The sequence below is a fragment of the Colwellia sp. SU-HH01217 genome (assembly GCF_057543495.1).
Window position 1 is genome coordinate 157,165 of record NZ_BAAJLX010000002.1, and the last position, 18,917, is coordinate 176,081.

At 36.7% G+C, this 18,917-nt stretch carries 18 protein-coding genes; 6 read left to right on the forward strand and 12 right to left on the reverse strand.

The annotated features are described in order from the left end of the window. Nucleotides 1-27 precede the first annotated feature (27 nt). Nucleotides 28-1,023 carry a UDP-N-acetylglucosamine 4,6-dehydratase (inverting) gene (gene pseB, locus AC27G3_RS03840; protein ID WP_487118963.1) on the reverse strand — a complete coding sequence of 332 codons (996 nt, stop codon included), beginning with the start codon at nucleotides 1,021-1,023 and terminating at the stop codon, nucleotides 28-30. 147 nt (nucleotides 1,024-1,170) lie between these two features. On the opposite strand from pseB, the gene pseC reads away from it, so the two are divergent. Continuing rightward, nucleotides 1,171-2,328, forward strand: a complete 1,158-nt coding sequence (gene pseC, locus AC27G3_RS03845; protein WP_487118965.1) for a UDP-4-amino-4,6-dideoxy-N-acetyl-beta-L-altrosamine transaminase — start codon at nucleotides 1,171-1,173, stop codon at nucleotides 2,326-2,328. Between the two features lie 13 nt (nucleotides 2,329-2,341). Here the strand turns inward: pseC and AC27G3_RS03850 are convergent, their stop codons facing one another. After that, nucleotides 2,342-3,616 (reverse strand): motility associated factor glycosyltransferase family protein, encoded by a 1,275-nt coding sequence (locus tag AC27G3_RS03850; RefSeq protein WP_487118967.1) that lies wholly within the window; start codon nucleotides 3,614-3,616, stop codon nucleotides 2,342-2,344. Between the two features lie 149 nt (nucleotides 3,617-3,765). Here AC27G3_RS03850 and AC27G3_RS03855 point away from each other — a divergent pair, with 149 nt between their 5' ends. The 5 genes from AC27G3_RS03855 (at nucleotide 3,766) to AC27G3_RS03875 (ending at nucleotide 9,642) form a co-directional block, all read left to right on the forward strand. Further along, complete coding sequence (locus AC27G3_RS03855) at nucleotides 3,766-4,038, forward strand: hypothetical protein (RefSeq protein ID WP_487118969.1); 273 nt, start codon at nucleotides 3,766-3,768, stop codon at nucleotides 4,036-4,038. Nucleotides 4,039-4,275: 237 nt separating this feature from the next. Further along, a complete protein-coding gene (locus AC27G3_RS03860) occupies nucleotides 4,276-6,756 on the forward strand; it encodes a 6-hydroxymethylpterin diphosphokinase MptE-like protein (protein ID WP_487118971.1) in 2,481 nt (826 codons plus the stop codon). 95 nt (nucleotides 6,757-6,851) lie between these two features. Continuing rightward, complete coding sequence (locus AC27G3_RS03865) at nucleotides 6,852-7,028, forward strand: hypothetical protein (RefSeq protein ID WP_487118973.1); 177 nt, start codon at nucleotides 6,852-6,854, stop codon at nucleotides 7,026-7,028. Between the two features lie 9 nt (nucleotides 7,029-7,037). After that, on the forward strand, nucleotides 7,038-8,063 hold the full coding sequence (locus AC27G3_RS03870) for a 6-hydroxymethylpterin diphosphokinase MptE-like protein (RefSeq protein WP_487118975.1): 1,026 nt from the start codon (nucleotides 7,038-7,040) through the stop codon (nucleotides 8,061-8,063). A 13-nt stretch (nucleotides 8,064-8,076) separates the two neighbouring features. After that, nucleotides 8,077-9,642: a B12-binding domain-containing radical SAM protein gene (locus AC27G3_RS03875; RefSeq protein WP_487118977.1), complete on the forward strand. Its 1,566-nt coding sequence runs from the start codon at nucleotides 8,077-8,079 to the stop codon at nucleotides 9,640-9,642. Between the two features lie 152 nt (nucleotides 9,643-9,794). On the opposite strand, the gene AC27G3_RS03880 is transcribed toward AC27G3_RS03875, so the two are convergent. From AC27G3_RS03880 to AC27G3_RS03925, 10 genes are all read right to left on the reverse strand, one after another. Further along, entirely contained in the window at nucleotides 9,795-10,502 is a 708-nt protein-coding gene (locus tag AC27G3_RS03880) for an acylneuraminate cytidylyltransferase family protein (RefSeq protein ID WP_487118978.1), read from the reverse strand. Further along, the gene (locus AC27G3_RS03885) at nucleotides 10,495-11,556 is read right to left on the reverse strand and encodes a nucleotidyltransferase family protein (RefSeq protein ID WP_487118980.1); all 1,062 of its coding nucleotides are present in this window, start codon (nucleotides 11,554-11,556) and stop codon (nucleotides 10,495-10,497) included. The genes AC27G3_RS03880 and AC27G3_RS03885 overlap by 8 nt, the downstream gene beginning before the upstream one ends. Before the next feature lie 133 nt (nucleotides 11,557-11,689). Then, complete coding sequence (neuB, locus tag AC27G3_RS03890; RefSeq protein ID WP_487118982.1) at nucleotides 11,690-12,796, reverse strand: N-acetylneuraminate synthase; 1,107 nt, start codon at nucleotides 12,794-12,796, stop codon at nucleotides 11,690-11,692. Between the two features lie 52 nt (nucleotides 12,797-12,848). Further along, complete coding sequence (neuC, locus tag AC27G3_RS03895; protein WP_487118984.1) at nucleotides 12,849-14,009, reverse strand: UDP-N-acetylglucosamine 2-epimerase; 1,161 nt, start codon at nucleotides 14,007-14,009, stop codon at nucleotides 12,849-12,851. A gap of 42 nt (nucleotides 14,010-14,051) precedes the next feature. After that, nucleotides 14,052-15,038, reverse strand: a complete 987-nt coding sequence (locus AC27G3_RS03900) for an NAD-dependent 4,6-dehydratase LegB (RefSeq protein ID WP_487118986.1) — start codon at nucleotides 15,036-15,038, stop codon at nucleotides 14,052-14,054. 232 nt (nucleotides 15,039-15,270) lie between these two features. Then, a complete protein-coding gene (locus AC27G3_RS03905; protein WP_487118988.1) occupies nucleotides 15,271-15,600 on the reverse strand; it encodes a hypothetical protein in 330 nt (109 codons plus the stop codon). Beyond that, a complete protein-coding gene (gene fliS, locus AC27G3_RS03910; protein WP_487118990.1) occupies nucleotides 15,600-16,043 on the reverse strand; it encodes a flagellar export chaperone FliS in 444 nt (147 codons plus the stop codon). The genes AC27G3_RS03905 and fliS overlap by 1 nt, the downstream gene beginning before the upstream one ends. A 32-nt stretch (nucleotides 16,044-16,075) precedes the next feature. Further along, nucleotides 16,076-17,434: a flagellar filament capping protein FliD gene (gene fliD, locus AC27G3_RS03915; protein WP_487118991.1), complete on the reverse strand. Its 1,359-nt coding sequence runs from the start codon at nucleotides 17,432-17,434 to the stop codon at nucleotides 16,076-16,078. A 58-nt stretch (nucleotides 17,435-17,492) separates the two neighbouring features. Next, nucleotides 17,493-17,942, reverse strand: a complete 450-nt coding sequence (locus AC27G3_RS03920) for a flagellar protein FlaG (RefSeq protein WP_487118992.1) — start codon at nucleotides 17,940-17,942, stop codon at nucleotides 17,493-17,495. Nucleotides 17,943-18,017: 75 nt separating this feature from the next. After that, a complete protein-coding gene (locus AC27G3_RS03925) occupies nucleotides 18,018-18,830 on the reverse strand; it encodes a flagellin N-terminal helical domain-containing protein (RefSeq protein ID WP_487118994.1) in 813 nt (270 codons plus the stop codon). Between the last annotated feature and the right edge of the window lie 87 nt (nucleotides 18,831-18,917).

The window sequence follows — 18,917 nt, forward strand, 5'->3', positions numbered from 1 at the left end:
TTCCTCTCAATAATTAAAAGTGACTTTCTATAAAATAAGTTCGTTCATCTGTTTTATTTCATCAACGGATAAAAAATGCGGGTTATTACCTGAATGATACTCAAAATTTTCTTTTACTGATGTTCCTATTTCATTTAAGTTATTGGTAGAGTAATCAACTGGTTCAAAAAATGATATAGCGGGCGTGATGACAAAGTGATCTTCAAATTCAAAGGTCTGCCGGCTGTCTTCTTCAGTAACCATTACCTCATGTAGCTTCTCACCTGGGCGAATACCTATGACATTTATCGATGCATTTTTACACATAGCTTTGGCTAAATCACTCATGTAAATGGAAGGTATTTTTGGAACAAATATTTCCCCTCCTTGCATCCTTTTAAATGCCTTAATTGTAATATTAACACCTTGTGACAATGGCAACCAAAAACGAGTCATTCGTACATCGGTTATAGGGAAAGTTGTTTGTCCTTCTCTTGCGAGCTTGTCAAAAAGTTGCAATACCGAACCTCTTGAACCAGCCACATTACCATACCTTACCACCGAAAAACGTGTACCGTTCTTGCCTGCCATATTATTGGCCGCTACAAATAGCTTGTCTGACGCTAACTTACTAGCCCCATACAAATTTATTGGATTAGCAGCTTTATCTGTGGAAAGGGCAATTACTTGTTTAATATTTTGCTGAATAGCGGCTTCAATAACATTTTGACCACCAAGAACATTGGTTTTAATACACTCCATAGGATTATATTCAGCTGCGGGAACATGCTTTAATGCTGCAGCATGCACAACATAATCAACATCAACCATAGCAGTAACCAACCGCGCTTTATCTCTAACGTCACCAATAAAAAAACGCATGGCTTTATGAGTAAATTCTTGCGCCATTTCATACTGCTTCAGCTCATCTCGAGAAAAAACAATCACTCTTGAGGGAGAGTACTCTTTTAGTAATGTTTGAATAAACTGACGACCAAATGAACCAGTACCACCAGTGACGAGAATACTCTTGTTATCAAACATATTGACTGTTTCCGTTTATTTTCACTCTATTAGAGAATAATAAAAGGTAAAAGGTGATAAATCTATATAAAACCATTATTTATTAATACCTTCTTTGTATTATCATTAGACTATCAATGAAATAAAAAGCAAATGAGCAATTAAATCATGATCCCATACGGACGCCAATCAATAGACCTAAGCGACATAGATAGTGTAACTGAAACGTTAAGCTCGACTTTTTTAACTCAAGGTTCAAAGGTACCCGAATTTGAAGCTGCCATTAAAAAAAGTGTTAACGCCCAGTATGCAGTTGCCAGTAGTAGTGCTACCGCTGCACTTCACCTTGCGTGTTTAGCAATAAGCTTAACCTCATCAGATATTGGCTGGACCGTCCCTTTAACTTTCGCTGCGTCGGCTAATGCTATGCGGTATTGTGGCGCAACCGTCGACTTTGTCGATATAGATTTAGCAACGGGCTGTATTTCTACCGACGCTTTAGCAGAAAAACTTAAAATAGCTCACCAAAATAATAAACTGCCTAAAGTACTCATCGTTGTCCATTACAGTGGTATTAGTTGTGATATGCAGCGTATTAAAGCACTTTGCGAGCCTTATAACATTGTCATAATAGAAGATGCTTCCCATGCCATTGGTGGTCGTTATCAGGGTAATAAAATAGGCTGCTGCCAATACAGTGATATGACAATTTTCAGTTTTCATCCCGTAAAAATAATAACCAGCGGTGAAGGCGGGATGATCACTACTAACAATAAAGCACTCGCCGATAAATTAAAGTTGATAGGCTCTCACGGTATAACTAAAGACCATCAGTTAATGGAGAATAAAACTGCAGAGCCTTGGTACTATGAACAACAACAATTAGGCTTTAATTATCGAATGAGTGATATTCACGCAGCACTAGGACTAAGCCAGTTGAATAAACTTGAGGCGTTTGTTGAAAAAAGAAATAAACAAGCTCAGTTGTATCAACAAGCGTTTGCTGAGCTTCCTATTGAATTACTTCAAGTTCCAGAAGACTGTTATTCGCCTTGGCATCTTTTTGTGATTCGATTAAAGAAAGAAGCGAGTATAACCCGACTTGAACTTTATCAAGCACTACAGTCAGCTAACATTGGTTGTCAGGTGCATTACATTCCTGTACATACTCATCCTTATTATCAATCACTTGGCTTTAATTGGGGAGACTTCCCTAATGCTGAACAGTTTTATCAACAGTGTTTATCACTACCAATTTTTCCTGATTTAGCGAAGCAACCTAAAGTTATAGAGAATATTACCTCACTTTTACAGACAAAAGGTTGATTGTGCTATAAATTTAAAGGAGCTTGGTACCTGCGATTTTGGCTCCTTCATCACTACCATTTATGAAAGTGATATGAGGTTTAGTTTCAATGTAACGTTCTAAATCTCTTAAATAACTACGATAATTAAGCATGGTAGAAATTTTCTCACCTTTACCATTTAATACCCAATGTTCAGAGTTTGCATACTGCTCAGTAAAGTTATAGCTTTGGCCTTTTACGTAAACTTCTCCTCTAGGAAAGCCAAAATCAGCACCGAGGAAAGTTACTTCATCTGCTCCCATTTTTACCGCTAAATCAGTTGCTGTATGAATTACGCTGCCAGCACAGTGCAGTGTTGATTTAGGGTACTCTTGAGCAACTTTCTTAAAAATAGCACCTGTTGAATAAGCACAATAACGATGCCCCTGCCAAGATTTAAGTAGTTCCGCAGAAATTCGAGGGAAGTAAACTAACGCTGTATTTTTTAAACGATTAAAGTCGACTTTAGAAAAAAGTCTCTGACCTTGAGAGTCAATACTAACTACGATGTCAGGAATGATATTTTCATTCATAAGCGCTATAACCGAGGCATCTAATGCAACCAATATATTTGATGAAGATTCAGCTTTGAAACATTTTATAAAATCAAAATGATCGCTTAAAGTCGGCCCTGCCGCCGCAATGATAAATCGACCATTTTTTACAGTGTTAAATAACTCCCCAACACTTTTATCCTGGGATAATGCAAATATATTACTACTAATTTCTTGTTGAGCTAATTGGTTATTTTCCTCGTGATACCTGACAGAGTGATTATGATTTAATTCAACCACAACTCTATCACGAACGACAGAACTAGCTTCATCGCAATACATTAACTCAGTAGGTAATGCTACAAAAGGAAAGTGAACATCAGCTAACTGAGTAGCGAACGTTAAATTTACTCTAGGATCATTCAACCAACTAGTATGATCGATGACATTAAGAATATGTAGAAATAAGTCGAAATTAAGCACACAAACGACTAACGATTTAATTTGTGGTCTTTGTAATAAATTTAACGGAACATCACCTAAACCAACACCATACAAATAAGCTATTTGACTATTATTAGGGATTCGTTCACATTGTAATTTCGCTTCGGCAAGTCGGTCATAATTGCTGGTTAACTGAATACCATTGACTAATAAGGTGTTTTGTTCAACTGCTACATCAAACGAATCTAAATGCGCCAAATCGAGCAGTTCTCTTAATTTAGGCCATTTTTTATCGATAACATTAAGGTTTTTTTCTAATATATCGCTCACTAAATTAACCCAGTAGAATCAAAAGATTACTAATAAAATATCATACTCAATTATGATATTTAATTAAAACTTAATAAATTAATAAATCAGTATATACTTTTAGGTCTGTTATTTTATCAAGCCACCTAAACAAGAAGAAAGGAAATACATTGGAACTCGGTAGTTTACAACATATAGAATTGATGGCGACGCAGCTTCAAAACGCCTTACGATGCGGTGAAGAAGGACATGCTGGAGCACTTTTATTTAGCTTTACTACCTATTTTGAAAAATATTCAGTCCAATATAATTTAATTAACGATGAGTTTTTAAATAACCTTTTAGCTGTAATGACTGATGCTTACACTAGGAAAGATGTCTTATTTGTAGCAGACATTCTCCAATATGAATTACTACCCTACTTAAAAAATAATGCTGTATAAGCGCTACTTCATTAAGGTTTCCCCAATTAATTGTAATATACATCCTAAGTTATTATTATTTTATTAAAAGTTAATCTCCTCATCCTTCTGGCGTAAAATTTGCTATTATTTCTTTATAAGCGAGTATGTTAAGTCGTACTGTAAATTTTTTGACGCTTAATTTTTTGGCTCTTATAGCAGTGAAAATACAATTAAATGCTATAACAACAATTAGCAACGTTTTAACAGGAATAAATAATGACAGAAGCCATCGCTCAATTTGAACAATACCGCATTAGTAAGTTTAGTGAGCCGTATTTGTATTCTGTTAATCGTACAACGTTTGAGCAAAACACCGCAAAAGTTATTTTTGACAACTACTTTAGAAAAAACTTTTCTGATGAGGATTACCTCTACATTATATTAGGTTCAGACTCTGGACTGCTCATTGATTATATAATTGATAATAAACTCACTAAAGGTTCTCGCTATCTATTTATCGAGTCGGCCCACGTTATTGAAAACCTAAGTAGCCAGCTTAGCTTTACCAACTGGGACGACAGAGTTACCCTTTGCACGTATGAAGATTGGGAAGATCAAGCAGAGGAGTTTAAGCTGCAAGCTTACATGTATACTAATCGCGTACGCTACATTAAATCTATTGCTGCAACTGATGAATACTCAGATTATTACCATCAAAAAAATATCGCCTTGTCGCTGCAATTAGAGCAATTACAACATTTAACTCGAGTCAGTTTGTTTCGAGCACAATTTGTCGTCAAACAAATTGAAAACCTAGCAGAAAACATTAACCCGATCAGCGATCTTGAAAGTAAATTTACTGGCATGGACTGTATTGTACTTGGTGGCGGTCCTTCGTTAGATGAAATTATTGAGCAATTAAAAACGCTCGATAACAAGGTAGTTATTTTTGCAGTATCACGTATTGCTAAACGCTTAATCAGTGAAGGGATCACACCGCATTTTGTTGTATCTGTTGATCCTAATGAAGTGAGCTTTGATGTTAGTAAAGAAATGCTGCAAATGTCAGACTCGTCAATTTTCTTACACTCAACATATGTTGTTCCTAGCTTATTAGGGCAATGGAACGGTATTAACTTTAATGATGGTCAACGTGTTCCTTGGCCCAGTAAATTAAACAAAGACAATGTCAACATGATTGGTCCAACGGTGACTAATTGTGCCATTTCTGTTGCCATAGAATTAGGGTTTAAGCGTATATTCCTTTCTGGTGTAGATTTATGTTACGCCAGCTCAGGACTCACACACGCCAAAGGAAGTAACGAAGCCAATGTTGGGCCCATGCTAGGAAAACGCGAACAATGGGTAACCACTTATAACGGCAAGCTTGCCGAAACCATGATGACTTTTATTCATGCCAGTAAAACTATTGAATCGCAAGCTAGCTATGCTTTAGAAAATAATTGTCATTTATTTAACCTTTCACCAAATGCAGCAAAAGTTAGCAATATAGGTCAAATGAATATTGAAACGATTGATTTTGTTGAAACAGATAAAACCAAACAAATTTTCGCTGACATAAAAGCTCAATATTCTCAAAAAGATCTCAAACAATACAAAGCAGTGATAAAAGATATTGACCGATTAATGAAAGAGTTAAGTGAAATCAATATCATTGTAAAAAAAGCAATTAAAGATAATAAGGCTTTATATAAAACTTACGCGAGTGAAGAAAAGAATGCTCAAATCAAACTTAGAATTGATCAAGCAGAAAAGAAGCTCAATACGAAATATGATGAAACTACCACTTTTTTGAAAAAATATGCCATTCATCGCTTTATTCAAATTGCTCGAACAGACGGCGATGGTGAATGGAGCGATGAAGAGATGGAACAAATTGGTGACACCTATTATCAATGTTTTATACAAACAATTGATGGCCTAACCCCTTTGTTGATTAAAGCGAAAAAAAGAATTCAATCGAGAGTAAATGAGCATAGCGAACAAAAAAGTTACTTCCCTTTGTTAGAACAGTGGGAGAATGACCTGCAACCTGGCCGTGCCTACAATTGGAAATTAGCTAATCCAGCGCTTTATTCAACATTAAATGAAGAAACCAAAGCTAAATTTGAACAACAAATTGATGAATATTTTGCTGTATTAAAAAATACTGAAACAGCACACCTAAAAAGAACCCAAGCACAAAGCAGTTTAAATGGTGTTAATCGAAAAGCTGTTTATATGTTTAATAGCAAAAATGTCGATGGCTTAGAGCATTTAATTACGAACTTAAAAAACTTAACTCGTGAAGAGCCTGATTTAGATAGCTTGATAAACCTATGCTCAGCCTATTATGCATTATTGAATAAACAACCCGAGCAAGCGATTAACTTTTTTAACCAGCTCGATGAAAAACATACTTCTGAAGATGAGTTAGTACAAATGTCGTCCCTAGAAATACAACTTCAAAATTATCAAAAGGCAGAAAACCATTTAGCAAAACTAGCACAACTCACCCAAACACATATGCCTAAATATGCCACGATTCTCAAATTAAACGGCAAAGTAACACAAGCTATTGATGTACTTTATGATTATTTAGAACTGTTCCCACAAGATATTAAGTCGTTATTAGCGTTAGGTAAAATATTATCGGACAACCAAAAAACAACACAGGCTAAAGAAGTCTTCAGCCAAGTGCTTAGTTTAGATCCCGCCAATGTAGAAGCGCAGCATTTTATCGAACATGTCAGCTAAATTAATGCCAAAGAGGTAACAATAAGCAACATTATATATTATGTACTATGAGCTGATACCATACCTTCAACAACTACAGCAAAAAGAGGCACAACATGAGTAATTTATTAAAGGGTAACTTTACTACACAAAAAAATGTAGAAAGCCCTAACAAAGACAGCGAAAAAACAACGTTAGCCGACGACTTTAAAAAAGCGGCATTAAACTCGATTGGCGGCAGCATGGTTTATGTTGAACGAACCGACCTAACTTGGGATGGCGAAGACGAATAAGAGTAGCATATGAGTGTAAATAATTTATCCGATAAATTTGTCGATGTTGTCAGTAAGATTACCGATATTGGTAAACAATGGCACAGTAATGATTTGGTAGTTAATGCGCAAAAAAATGCTCCTTATTGCTTAAAAAGCTTTAAAGATTTACCGCCATTATCTGAAACTAAACAACAGTCTGCGATTGTAGTAAGTGCCGGACCAAGCTTGCACAAATTTAATGTGCTAAAAAAACTTAAAAACTCAAACTACACAGGCGCGATTGTTGCTATAGATGGTTCTTTGGTAAAGTGTTTAAAAAACGGCATTATCCCCGACTACGTGCTAACGCTTGATCCTCATCCAACGCGTATTGTTAGGTGGTTTGGTGATAATAACTTTGAAGAAAACACCCGTAATGATGATTACTTTTCTCGGCAAGATTTAGACGTTGAATTTAGAAATGATTCCATCAAAGAGAATCAAGCCAATATTGAATTAATCAATAAATATGCACCACAAATAAAATTGGTAATTTGCTCTTCAGCGCCTGAAAACGTAGTGCAAAGAGCTATCGAAGCGAAATTTGACATGTATTGGTGGAATCCTATTGTTGATGCTCCACAACAAGAAAATAGTCTAACGCGTCAGATACACGCCATAAATAAAAAATCCTGTATGAATACCGGTGGAACGGTTGGCACAGCAGCTTGGTTATTTACCAATGCTATTTTAAAAATCCCCAAAATAGCCATTACAGGGATGGATTTAGGCTATCACAACGATACTCCCCTTGAAATGACCCAAACGTATTACGAATTGCAAGAGTTTGTTAAAGATAGGGTTGAGTTAGAAAAGTTATTTCCTCAATTCACCTTCCCATTAACAGGCGAAACTTTCTATACCGACCCCACATATTTTTGGTATCGTAAAAACTTTTTAGAATTATTTGAAAAAGCAGTAGGCTTGACTATTAACTGTTCCGAGGCAGGTACACTTTTTGCTGATACACTACCATGTATGACATTTGATAATTTTTTGACACAGAACACCTAACGAGGAAAACTTCATGGCTAAAATTTTATTTATAAACCCCATAGTGCGTGAAGAAGACGTTCCCAGACATATTCCTTACGGAATTGCACTACTTGCCAAAATAGCCATGAACAACGGTCACTTAGTGCAAGTATATGATGCCAATGCCTGGCGATTACCTATAGAGTCAATTATCGAGGTTTGCCAAGCCGATGACTGGGACGCTATTTGTATTGGCGGACTCACCACAACTTACAACTACATTAAAAAAGCCTGTAAACTCATTAAAGAAACCTCTCCGAATACTCAGCTGATTGCGGGTGGCGGCTTTTTAACCTCTATGCCGCACGAAATATTCGAATGGATCCCTGAAATCGATGTCGGTTGTATTGGTGAGTCTTTTGTTACTTTTCCTGCGGTACTAGATAAAATTGACGATCAATCATTTGACTATGCCAGTGTCCAAGGTGTTATTTATCGAGACTTAACAGGCAAAAGCTTTTTAACACAAGTGCGCGCTAACATTGCAGAATTAGATGAACTCCCTTGGCCAGCATGGGAGTTATTTCCACTTGATATTTACTTTGAAAACTCCGCTAGCTTGTTCAGTGAAGAGTCGTTCACTTCAAAACGCAGAATGGATATTAATGGTAGTTTTGGTTGTGGCTTAACCTGTAAATATTGTTGGCATTTAGGCACAACAGGCGACATGCTCATTGAAGAAAATGAACAAGGCGATAACGATGTAGTGTTTACTTATGGGCGAAATATTCGCTATCACAGTGCTGACTATATTGTCTCTATGGTGAAACATCTCCATGATGAATACGATATTGATTTTGCTGCCTTTATTGACGAAAATTTGATGACCATGGATGTTGCCAGTAAAGGCACATGGTTAAAAGAGCTATGTGCAAAGTGGATAGAAGCAGGATTGCAACCTACTTGCAGACAAAAAGGGATCCCGCACGATGAAAACTGTAAAGGGGTTCACTGGAACGGAACAAGCCATGCAGGTTTACATCGTCCTGCGACGCTAAAATTAATGCATGAAGCAGGATGCACTCATTTAGTTTATGGGCTCGAGTCTTTTGATCCTAAAATTTTACGTAATTTAGGCAAAGGCTCCAATGCTCGTAAAAACATGAATAGTATTGCCACATGTTTAGAGTCAGGTATTAAGCCTATTCCTAATATTATTATCGGCTTCCCAGAAGAGAGTTTTGATAGTGTGCGCAACACCATAGACGCGCTAATTAAGCTAGGCATTACAGCAAAACCTCACTTTGCGACTCCTTATCCCGGTTCAGAATGGTATTACAATTACAAAGAATCTATTTTAGAACAATACGATGGCGATCTAGAGCAGTACATTATGGACTTAGGAGATGCTAGTAAAATTACCGCGATAATTTCTCATGAATTTTCCGCTGTTCAATTATTAGGGTTACAGCAAATAGTGTATTTAAAAGATTTGAGGCTTTTATCGCAATCTGAAAAACATTGGTCAACCGCTAAAGACTATATTCAGCCTATTGCAGAGCATAAAGTTTCGTTCAACTTAAAAGCGGTGAAACAAGCAGGACCGCTAGCAAGCTAACTATTTTTACTCACCTTTTTTTGCCTTTAAAAAAGGTGAGTAAACACTCACCTTTTTATATTATCTATATTTATATAGCTTTTCTCGGCTAACTTCCTCGATTAGCTTTGCATTTATCAATTAACTAAACGTGTAATTTACTTATCCAATAACTACTGACTCAGCTCTTCATTTAGCAAAAGCTCAGCTAATTTAAAATCTAAATGATGATCAATATCCACAGAAGACTCTCTATCCATAATATAAGAATATAATTCATCCTTTAAAAAGAAAGTACCTTGGGTGATTAATTCGTCAACCTTAGCAATGTATATCGCTCCATTTAATCGATAATACGTAGGAAGGGCTTGACTACGTGGGTTCTCTTTTAAAAAGCTGGTTAAAAAATGCTGCATACTGCCGTGTTCATCGAGTGTATTACTCCAAAGAGGAGAATGATCGCATTCGCATACACTGATAACCCCTAAGGCCTCTTTGCTTTGCAATGTTTCAAGCGCTGCTTCTATATTCTTAGTAGATCGTAGCGGAGAAGTTGGCTGAAGCCAGACAATATAATCGTAATATTCGTCTTGCTGTGCTAAATATTTTACCGTATGTTTTACTACATCTATGGCGGTTGCTGTATCGCCAGCAATCTCTTCAGGACGTAGAAATGGCACTGGAACGCCACATCTATCAGCTATTTCAGCAATATCTTTACTGTCAGTACTGACAATAACTTTTGAAATACTTGGGCAATTTAATGCCGCTTCAATTGTCCATTGCACTAGCGGTTTGCCACATAACATTTTACTGTTTTTTCCTGGTAATCGTTTACTACCCGCACGCGCAGGTACAATTGCCAATATTTTTTTAGCCATCAAAGCGCCCTCCTTGCATTACATCTTTTTGTGCTTGGTAAAAATCAACCATTTTACCGATATCCAACCAATACTCATGCACAGGAAACATGGCAACATGCTGCTTGTTAGCTATATAGTTTTCAATTAAATCTGTCATATCTACTCTTTCATTAGGCTTAACTGCGTTTATCATCGCTTTACTCACAACATAAACGCCTGCATTAATAAAATATTTGTGCGTTGGTTTTTCCACTAAGCTTGTAATGCGATTACCATCAGCTTCAACAACACCATAAGGCACTTGATACTCATCCTCTCTCACACACATAGTACAAGCAGGTTGAAGTTGGTTGTGGTAGTTAAGTAACTGCTCAAAATCAATTTTAGTTAGCACATCACCATTCATCATAATAACGGGGAGATCCGGTAAGTGATCAGGTAACAAGCCTAAACTTCCACCAGTGCCAAGAGGTTCACTCTCGTGAACATACTCTATTTGAACTCCCCATTTAGCTCCGTCGCCAAAATAATTTTGAATGGCTTCTGGCATATAATGGGTAGAAATATAGAAATGGTGAAACCCTGAACTGATAAAACTATCAATAATGGTTTCTAAAATAGGTTTATCGCCGAGCTTTAAAAGTGGTTTTGGGCATTTATCTGTTAGTGGCCTTAAACGTGTGCCAAAGCCTCCTGCCATCAAAAATACAGGGTTATCATAACTAGGGCGTTCAATAATTTTTTGAAGCGTGTCTAAACCGACTAACTTTCCCTCAGACAACAACGGAATAGCATTTAAACCTTTAGCATTCATTAAAGTTAGGAGCTTATTACGTGATGTTCCTAAATTAGCGACGACAGGCGTTGTATGCATCACCTCACTAATAAGGCAATCCATACTTTGATGGCGAATTAAGGCTCGACGAATATCACCATCGGTAACAACCCCTAATAAAATATCTTGCTCATCAACAACCAAGGCTAATTGTAAGGCACCTTTATCAATCACATTAATGGTTTCTTCCATTGTGGCTGTCGGGAGAATTTTAATGTCTTGCCATCTATGATTCATAACTAAACCTTGTTTGATTAACTTCCTAATCACATGTATAGCACAAACGAATAACGCTTAGCATATTACGCATTAAGAATGAATTTTCAGTAAATGTTAATGCAAAATTTAAACCAATTATTAATTGATAACATTACAAAATAATGAGATCGCCAGCCTTAAAATCTTTAATCGCATGGCCATTAATAACTTGCCAATAAAGGAGTGGCGATAAGCCATTACCTGGTCGCATAATGGTTAGATTATCGCTGGTAAGTTGCTCACCTTTGGCAATATCCACCTTAGCGACAATGCTTTTTCTAGCAACTACCTTATTTTTTAGCTCTGATACTGTTGGCCCTTTAGTGACACTGCCTAATGCACACTCAACCTTTCTTATATCCTGAACCATTTGCGCAAGTTCATGCGGCTCTATTGACGCTTTATGATCAGGCCCTGGCATTTTTTTGTCTAAAGTGAAGTGTTTTTCTATCACACAAGCATTTTTTGCTGTTGCCACAAGCGGTATAACAATGCCTTCAGTATGATCAGAATAGCCAATAGCTAGCTGAAAATGTTCTCGCATAGTATCCATGGCATTTAAGTTAACTTCATCTAAAGGCGCTGGATATTCCGTTGTGCAATGTAACAATGTGACTTTTTCTTTTAATAACTGTTGCCCTAATTTAGACTGATATGCCTGTTGGCACTTAGCTATTGACGGCTCTTGCTGGTTATTTAGATTCAAATAACCAAACGCAATAACGCCTAGCGCCGATTCAATCTCTTCCATAGTCGCCATACCCGTTGAAACAATTAAATCACAACCACTGCGAGCATGCTCTAAGACAAATGGCGCATTGGTAATTTCGCCAGATGGAATTTTAAGTCTTGTTAGCCCCATAGTATCAAGCAAAAATGATAAACTTTCAGAGTCAAAAGCTGTTGAAAGGTATTCAATATCTAACTTGTCGCAATAAGCTTTAATCGCCAAATGACTCTGATAACTAAGCTCTAACTCTGATAACATTTGGTGTTGCGTTTGCGAAAGTTCTGTCGCGTCAGTGGCGTTGCTCGCGGCTAAATTCTTAATTTGATAATCAGCTTGTTTCGCTTGCGTAGTCACCAGATTATCAGCTTTGAATGTTTGAAATTTAACAATATCTACACCTGCAGCTACGGCAGCATCAACTAACTCAAAGGCGAGTTTTTCGCTACCATTATGGTTGACTCCAGCTTCAGCAATAATTAATGTCGGCATTGACCCTCGCTTAATAATCTAGTCATTTTCATCCAAAAAGGTTTAAATAAATTTATTTAAAATCAATATCATAAAACGGTTTATTTAACGACTTAATATCATAATTAATGAGCGTATGAATAATATTAGAACAAGCTGTTCCCTCTCCGTAAGGGTTACTTGATTGATTCACTTTTTTAGTAAAATCACTTGATAATGCACAAGTAATCGCACGCTCTATGCTTTCCCTTTTATCACCACAATGGATAACACTGTCGCTAGCTAATCTTCCTTTTTGACGATCACCAATATTGACCGTAGGTACCTTGAATGATGGCGCTTCAATGATACCACTTGAAGAGTTGCCGATAACTGCTGAGGCAAATTTCATTGCAGATAAAAAATTTATTTGTCCGATAGATTCATATAAATGCACCTGTTCTTTATTTGCCAAAGCAAACTCTTCAAGTAACATCATCAATGCTCTGCCATAAGTATCAGCATTCGGATAAGTGATTATAATTTGATAATTTGGAAAGGCTTTAAAAGCTGATAATAGTTGAGTTAACGAGACTGTTGGCTCTTGCTCACTAAGGGTTTCAGGGTGATAAGTTACTAAAAAATAAGGTTGTGCTAAATCAAGATTAAGCTGTTTTGCTAATTGTGCCTTGGATAACAAAGGTAATTTAACAATATTGTCGATACCAGGTGCGCCAAAATTAAATACCCGCTCAGGTTGTTCACCTAACTGAATGAGTCGTTGTTTATAAATTTCAGTAGATGTGAAGTGTACATGAGACATTTTAGTAATCGCATGCCTAATAGCATCATCCATTGCCCCTTCTGTTAGCTCTCCACCATGGATATGCGCAATTGGTATGCCAGTAATCATTGCCGCTTGTGCCAATGCTAGTGCTTCAAACCTGTCACCGAGTAAAACCAATAAGTCAGGTTTTGCTTGTTCAAATATCTCTGCTGCCATTACAGTGGCTTTTGCCAGCGATTGACTAATGCCTAATGGGGAATCAGAGTCCACTAAATAATCGAGCGTGTGTGTCACGCTAAAACCATCATTAATAATCTGCTTAACCGTATGTCCAAACTCTTTTTTCAGGTGTGTGCCGCCAACAAGTAACTGTAAGTCAACTTGAGGGCTTGCTTCTAAGCCCTTTAAAATTAAATACAATAAGCCATATTCTGCACGAGTGCCGGTAAACACGGATATTTTTTTCAAGCGCCCCACCTTAGTAAAGCAAACAATAACGTTAAATTCATTTTAAACATTGTAAATTTGGTGTTTGTATTTAGACAAGTTCTCTTTTTGAGTAAACCAATTAATTGTTTGTGATAAACCTGTTTTAATATCCGTTTTAGCAACAAAGCCTGTTAACTCATTAATTTTGCGGTTATCACACCATAACCTAAATACTTCGGATTTGTCTGGACGAATACGTTGTTCGTCTAAAATAAACTCTACATCGCTGTTCATAATCTCTTTAATTAAATTTAAAGTATCACCAACACTAATTTCAAAATTAGAGCCTATATTCACGGTTTCACCAATCGTTGAATCGGCGTTAGCCAATGCTAAAAAACCTCTACAAGTATCATGAACAAAATTGAAATCGCGAGTAGGTGTAACATCACCTAGCTTAATTCTTTTCTCGCCGTTAGCAATTTGAGTAATGATAGTGGGTATTACTGCACGGGCAGACTGGCGAGGACCATAAGTATTAAATGGTCTTGCTATAGTTAACGGTAAATCAAAGGCATTAAAATAACTCATTGCCATTGCATCAGCTCCCATCTTAGAAGCACTATAAGGCGACTGGGCTTGCAATGGATGCTTTTCATCTATGGGGACATATTGCGCGGTGCCATAAACTTCACTGGTTGAAGTATGAATAACGCGGCTCACCTTGTTATCAATTGCCGCCTGGCATATATTTAATGTACCACTGACATTAGTTGACACATAGCTCTCAGGCGCTACGTAAGAATAAGGAATAGCAATAAGCGCTGCTAAATGAAAAACAATATCAATATTTTTCGTAATATGGCGACAAAAATGCGGATCTCTAACATCACCTGTAACGACTTCAATGTCATTTAGACAACTAATATCTTCAAGCCAACCCCAATGATTAAAAGAATTGTATTGTGCTAAAGCTCTAACTTGGTAGCCGTTTGCCACTAATAATTCAACTAAGTGCGAACCTATAAAACCATCGGCACCTGTAACTAATGCTGTTTTTGTTGTCATTGTTTTGTCCAAAAGCAGTTATACCTTAAAGCAACATAAACTCACTAAATTCATCCATTTTTTCTTGCTCTAAACTCACTACTAAAGCGTTAAATTAAAAATAAATTGAATAAAATTAGTAAGATTAATCAATTTATTGATTGTAACTCGATAAGTGCATTAGACAAGCAATACTTATACCTAACTCACTTTTTGTCTGTGACAAAAGTTCAAGCTGTGGTTAATCAACTAATTAACCGTGTTTTACAGAGGTATAAGCAGTAATAGCCGTTTTGGTCTTTTTTTGTTGAAGGGATTGAGCCATTAGCTTGGACTTTTCTGCTAATAACGCATCAAGCTGAATGTTGTCTTGTTGTTGAATGTCTAATAAAAATTGCTGATAGGAGTGAATGAGGCTTTCATCTAATATCGTTGTATTCACCAATTTATCCAGTTTTTTTAACAACGCTAGTCTTTTATCAAGTAACTCATTAACTAATTCAAACTCATCTTGTTCAAGGTGTTTTACAATTGAACAAGTGAGTTCTTTAATTTCTTCAAACTGTGGTGATAACACTGTCATTAAATCGCGCTGGCTTGAGTCGCTTGCTGATCTTTTTGTTTAAGTAAATCATGACCTTCTTCTTTAGAAGCTTCAGGCATATCTTTCCATGCATCTCTTAATGGCTTTAAAAATTCAATCACTTGATCTAAGCCTTGAACATCCATCGAAATATTAATTTCATTTAATCGGTTAATACAATAACCATACAGTGCAGAAAAGTTTTTAGAAATTTCAGGCTCTGCATCGGCATCTAATGAGTTCTCAAGGGCGTCTAAAATATTCACAGCTTTTGTCATTTGTTTAGATTTAGTTTCTAAATCTTTACGCTCTATAGCGCCTTTAACTTTCGCAATGCTTTCTAACAGTCCATCGTACATCATTAATATGACTTGATGAGGACTCGCGGCTAATAATGAACTTTCAATATTAACTTGATTGTATGCTTTTAAATTTTTTCTCATGAAATTACTCCTAACACTAAATCCTTTAAAAACTATTCACTTTTAGGATTCAGGTTTGCCAATGCCGAAGTTAAAAAAGTTGATGTTGCATTAAATTGAGAAACCGTTTGGTCTAAAAAGCCAAACTTTAACCTAAGCGTATCTTCAAAACCACGAAGCCTAGTTTCTAATGCTTCGTACTCATCTGCGATTCCTGACTTTTCAAGGCTTAACGCAGTTTTTCTAACTGTAAGGGTGCCATCACTGCCATTATAGCTTTCTATTAAAGTAGAAAGCTGTGCAGAAACACCATTAGAGGATGCAAAAAGCTCGCCAATTTCATTAAGATTATTTTCTAAAGCATCAGATAATGCCTCAGTACCGCTTTTTAAAGATCCAAAAGGAACAGGGTTAACCTCTAAACGGCCTGTTTTATCAATAGTAACACCAATGTCACTTAAGCTTGTAAAGCCATCGGCTAAGCCATTGATAGAGTCGGTAACAATACTATTGAGTTGCGATTTTAGCTGACGAATATTAGGATCAAACGCTAGATCACCCGTTTCAGCATTACCGAGAGTATCCATAGTGCTACGGAGTTGGTTATATGCATTAACAAAGTCATCGACAAGTTTTTGACCATTTTCTTCATCTTGAGCAATTGTAATGGTAGATACTTGGCCTATGTTTTGAGCAACAGCGGTAATAGTGACATCTTCAATAACATTTTTAAATTCGTTGGTTGGCTTAGTAACTAAATTGCCATTTATTTCAATTTGAGCATCTTGAGCATTTTGCTTAACAACCGCATTCGTTGAAATAGCATCTAAAGAAGCATCAGAAGTGCTTACCGAGAGTTCATTCGCTAAACCAGTAACTTCAGAAGAATATGAGAGAAAAGAACCTGCGTCGGTAGTAATAACATTAGCTGTTACACCAAAGTTCTCACTTTGTTCATTGATTTTATCGCGAATGGCTGAAAGGTTGTCAGCTCCATCTATGGCAACATCAAAGGTTTCTGAGCCTGCAGTAAACGTTAATGTACCATTACCAACTACATCACTGGCACTTGCAAAGGTTGTAGACTCAGAGCGAGTACCAAGAGCAAGGGCTTTCACTTCAACAGCAAAGCTACCGTTACTGGCATAACCGTTAGTGGTTACTGCTATATCGCTAGAATCAACATCAATGGTTTGCTTATTAAAGTCTTCAACATCTGATATTTTTTTAAGCATAGACTCAAAACTAGACAAGGCTGACTTAAAAGTACCAACGCCTGATAGTTCTGTGGTTATTCTTTCTTCTTTATTTTGTAGGCGGATTTCATTGGGCACTGCTTCAGCATTGACGTATGCTTCAATAATACCTTCTAAATCAAGACCTGAGCCAATACCGGCTGAAGTAATATTCATTTAACCTCCTACAATATTCAAATAGAGATGATTTTTCTATTTGATAATATGTGTTTTATTACACTTTTTCATCAAGAAGTATGCCAGTTTTCATACCAACATCTTGACGTAACTCAGCAATTTTTTGAGCTATCTCTATCACTTCTTCAGATGGAAACTGTTTAATCAATTCGTTACTTGCTGAATCAAATACTTTAATAATGGTTTTATCGGTACTGTCATCTTTTTGGAAGTTCACATTTTGTGTTGATAAGTGCATAAACTCTGCAATGCTCTCCATTGCTTCATCAAGTTTACTCGCTTCATCTTCCTTATTAACACTCTCAGAGCTATTTTTCTCTTGTTCAAAAAGAGTCGCACTTTCATTTGACTTGGGCGTTGCTTCATAACGTTCAACATTTTCAGCTTGTTCATTATCAATGATAGCAGAATTATTGTCATTATTCTGAGGTGAAACAAGTTCAGAAAATTGATTAGCACCGCTATTTATTGAAATTTGCGTAGCCATAGAAACCTCCAGTAATAAAAACGAAAATGACACTCTAGGTAGAGTGCCATTTATTTGTCAGTACCCTACCGCGCTCTATAGTAGTGACAATGCTATTTGAGGTTGCTGGTTCGCTTGTGCCAACATTGAGCTTGATGCTTGCTGTAGTACAGAACTACGTGCTAGCTTAGCTGTTTCTGCCGCAAAATCGGTATCTTCAATACGTGAACGTGAAGCTGATACGTTTTCAGCTGTATTATCGTTACTACGGATAATTGAAGAGAAACGGTTTTGCTTAGCACCTAAATCGGCACGTACACCATTCACTGTTGCTAATGCAGTATCAATTTTAGCGATAACTGATTGTGCTCTTGTAAATGTAGATACACCCATAGATACACTAACAGCTCCGGCACTTAAACCAGCACTGATTTCGATAGTAATGGTTTGACCTTTGTTAGCACCAATTTGGAAATCTTCAGTATAAGAAGAATCAAGTAATTTAACCCCACCAAACTCAGTATCTTTAGCAATACGAGATAACTCAGTATACAGCTCAGTGTACTCAGAGTTTAGTGCCGCTCTATCTGAAGTATTGTTTGAACCATTTGATGATTGAACCGCTAACGTACGCATACGTTGTAAGTTGTTCGTGTACTCGTCTAATGCACCTTCAGCAGTTTGTGCTAAAGAAATAGCATCGTTTGCGTTACGTGATGCTTGGTTCAAACCGTTAATCTGTGCAGTTAAACGACTTGAAATTTGTAGACCAGCAGCATCATCTTTTGCACTGTTGATGCGCTTACCAGAAGACAAACGTTGGTAGTTTTCTTGTAAATCGTTAGTTGAACGACTTAATTGACGCTGTGAATTTAATGATGCGATATTACTATTTACGACTAAAGCCATGATAATGCTCCCGGGATACTTGACCCATTGATTATTAAAAGTCCGAGGGTTTAATGTAAAAGTGTTATTAGCGCCTCTTGAAAACTT

Coding starts and splice junctions, on each gene's coding strand:
- pseB (WP_487118963.1), bottom strand. CDS start 1,023: ATGTTTGATAACAAGAGTATTCTCGTCACTGGTGGTACTGGTTCATTT.
- pseC (WP_487118965.1), top strand. CDS start 1,171: ATGATCCCATACGGACGCCAATCAATAGACCTAAGCGACATAGATAGT.
- AC27G3_RS03860 (WP_487118971.1), top strand. CDS start 4,276: ATGACAGAAGCCATCGCTCAATTTGAACAATACCGCATTAGTAAGTTT.
- AC27G3_RS03865 (WP_487118973.1), top strand. CDS start 6,852: ATGAGTAATTTATTAAAGGGTAACTTTACTACACAAAAAAATGTAGAA.
- AC27G3_RS03870 (WP_487118975.1), top strand. CDS start 7,038: ATGAGTGTAAATAATTTATCCGATAAATTTGTCGATGTTGTCAGTAAG.
- AC27G3_RS03875 (WP_487118977.1), top strand. CDS start 8,077: ATGGCTAAAATTTTATTTATAAACCCCATAGTGCGTGAAGAAGACGTT.
- AC27G3_RS03880 (WP_487118978.1), bottom strand. CDS start 10,502: ATGGCTAAAAAAATATTGGCAATTGTACCTGCGCGTGCGGGTAGTAAA.
- AC27G3_RS03885 (WP_487118980.1), bottom strand. CDS start 11,556: ATGAATCATAGATGGCAAGACATTAAAATTCTCCCGACAGCCACAATG.
- neuB (WP_487118982.1), bottom strand. CDS start 12,796: ATGCCGACATTAATTATTGCTGAAGCTGGAGTCAACCATAATGGTAGC.
- AC27G3_RS03900 (WP_487118986.1), bottom strand. CDS start 15,038: ATGACAACAAAAACAGCATTAGTTACAGGTGCCGATGGTTTTATAGGT.
- AC27G3_RS03905 (WP_487118988.1), bottom strand. CDS start 15,600: ATGACAGTGTTATCACCACAGTTTGAAGAAATTAAAGAACTCACTTGT.
- fliS (WP_487118990.1), bottom strand. CDS start 16,043: ATGAGAAAAAATTTAAAAGCATACAATCAAGTTAATATTGAAAGTTCA.
- fliD (WP_487118991.1), bottom strand. CDS start 17,434: ATGAATATTACTTCAGCCGGTATTGGCTCAGGTCTTGATTTAGAAGGT.
- AC27G3_RS03920 (WP_487118992.1), bottom strand. CDS start 17,942: ATGGCTACGCAAATTTCAATAAATAGCGGTGCTAATCAATTTTCTGAA.
- AC27G3_RS03925 (WP_487118994.1), bottom strand. CDS start 18,830: ATGGCTTTAGTCGTAAATAGTAATATCGCATCATTAAATTCACAGCGT.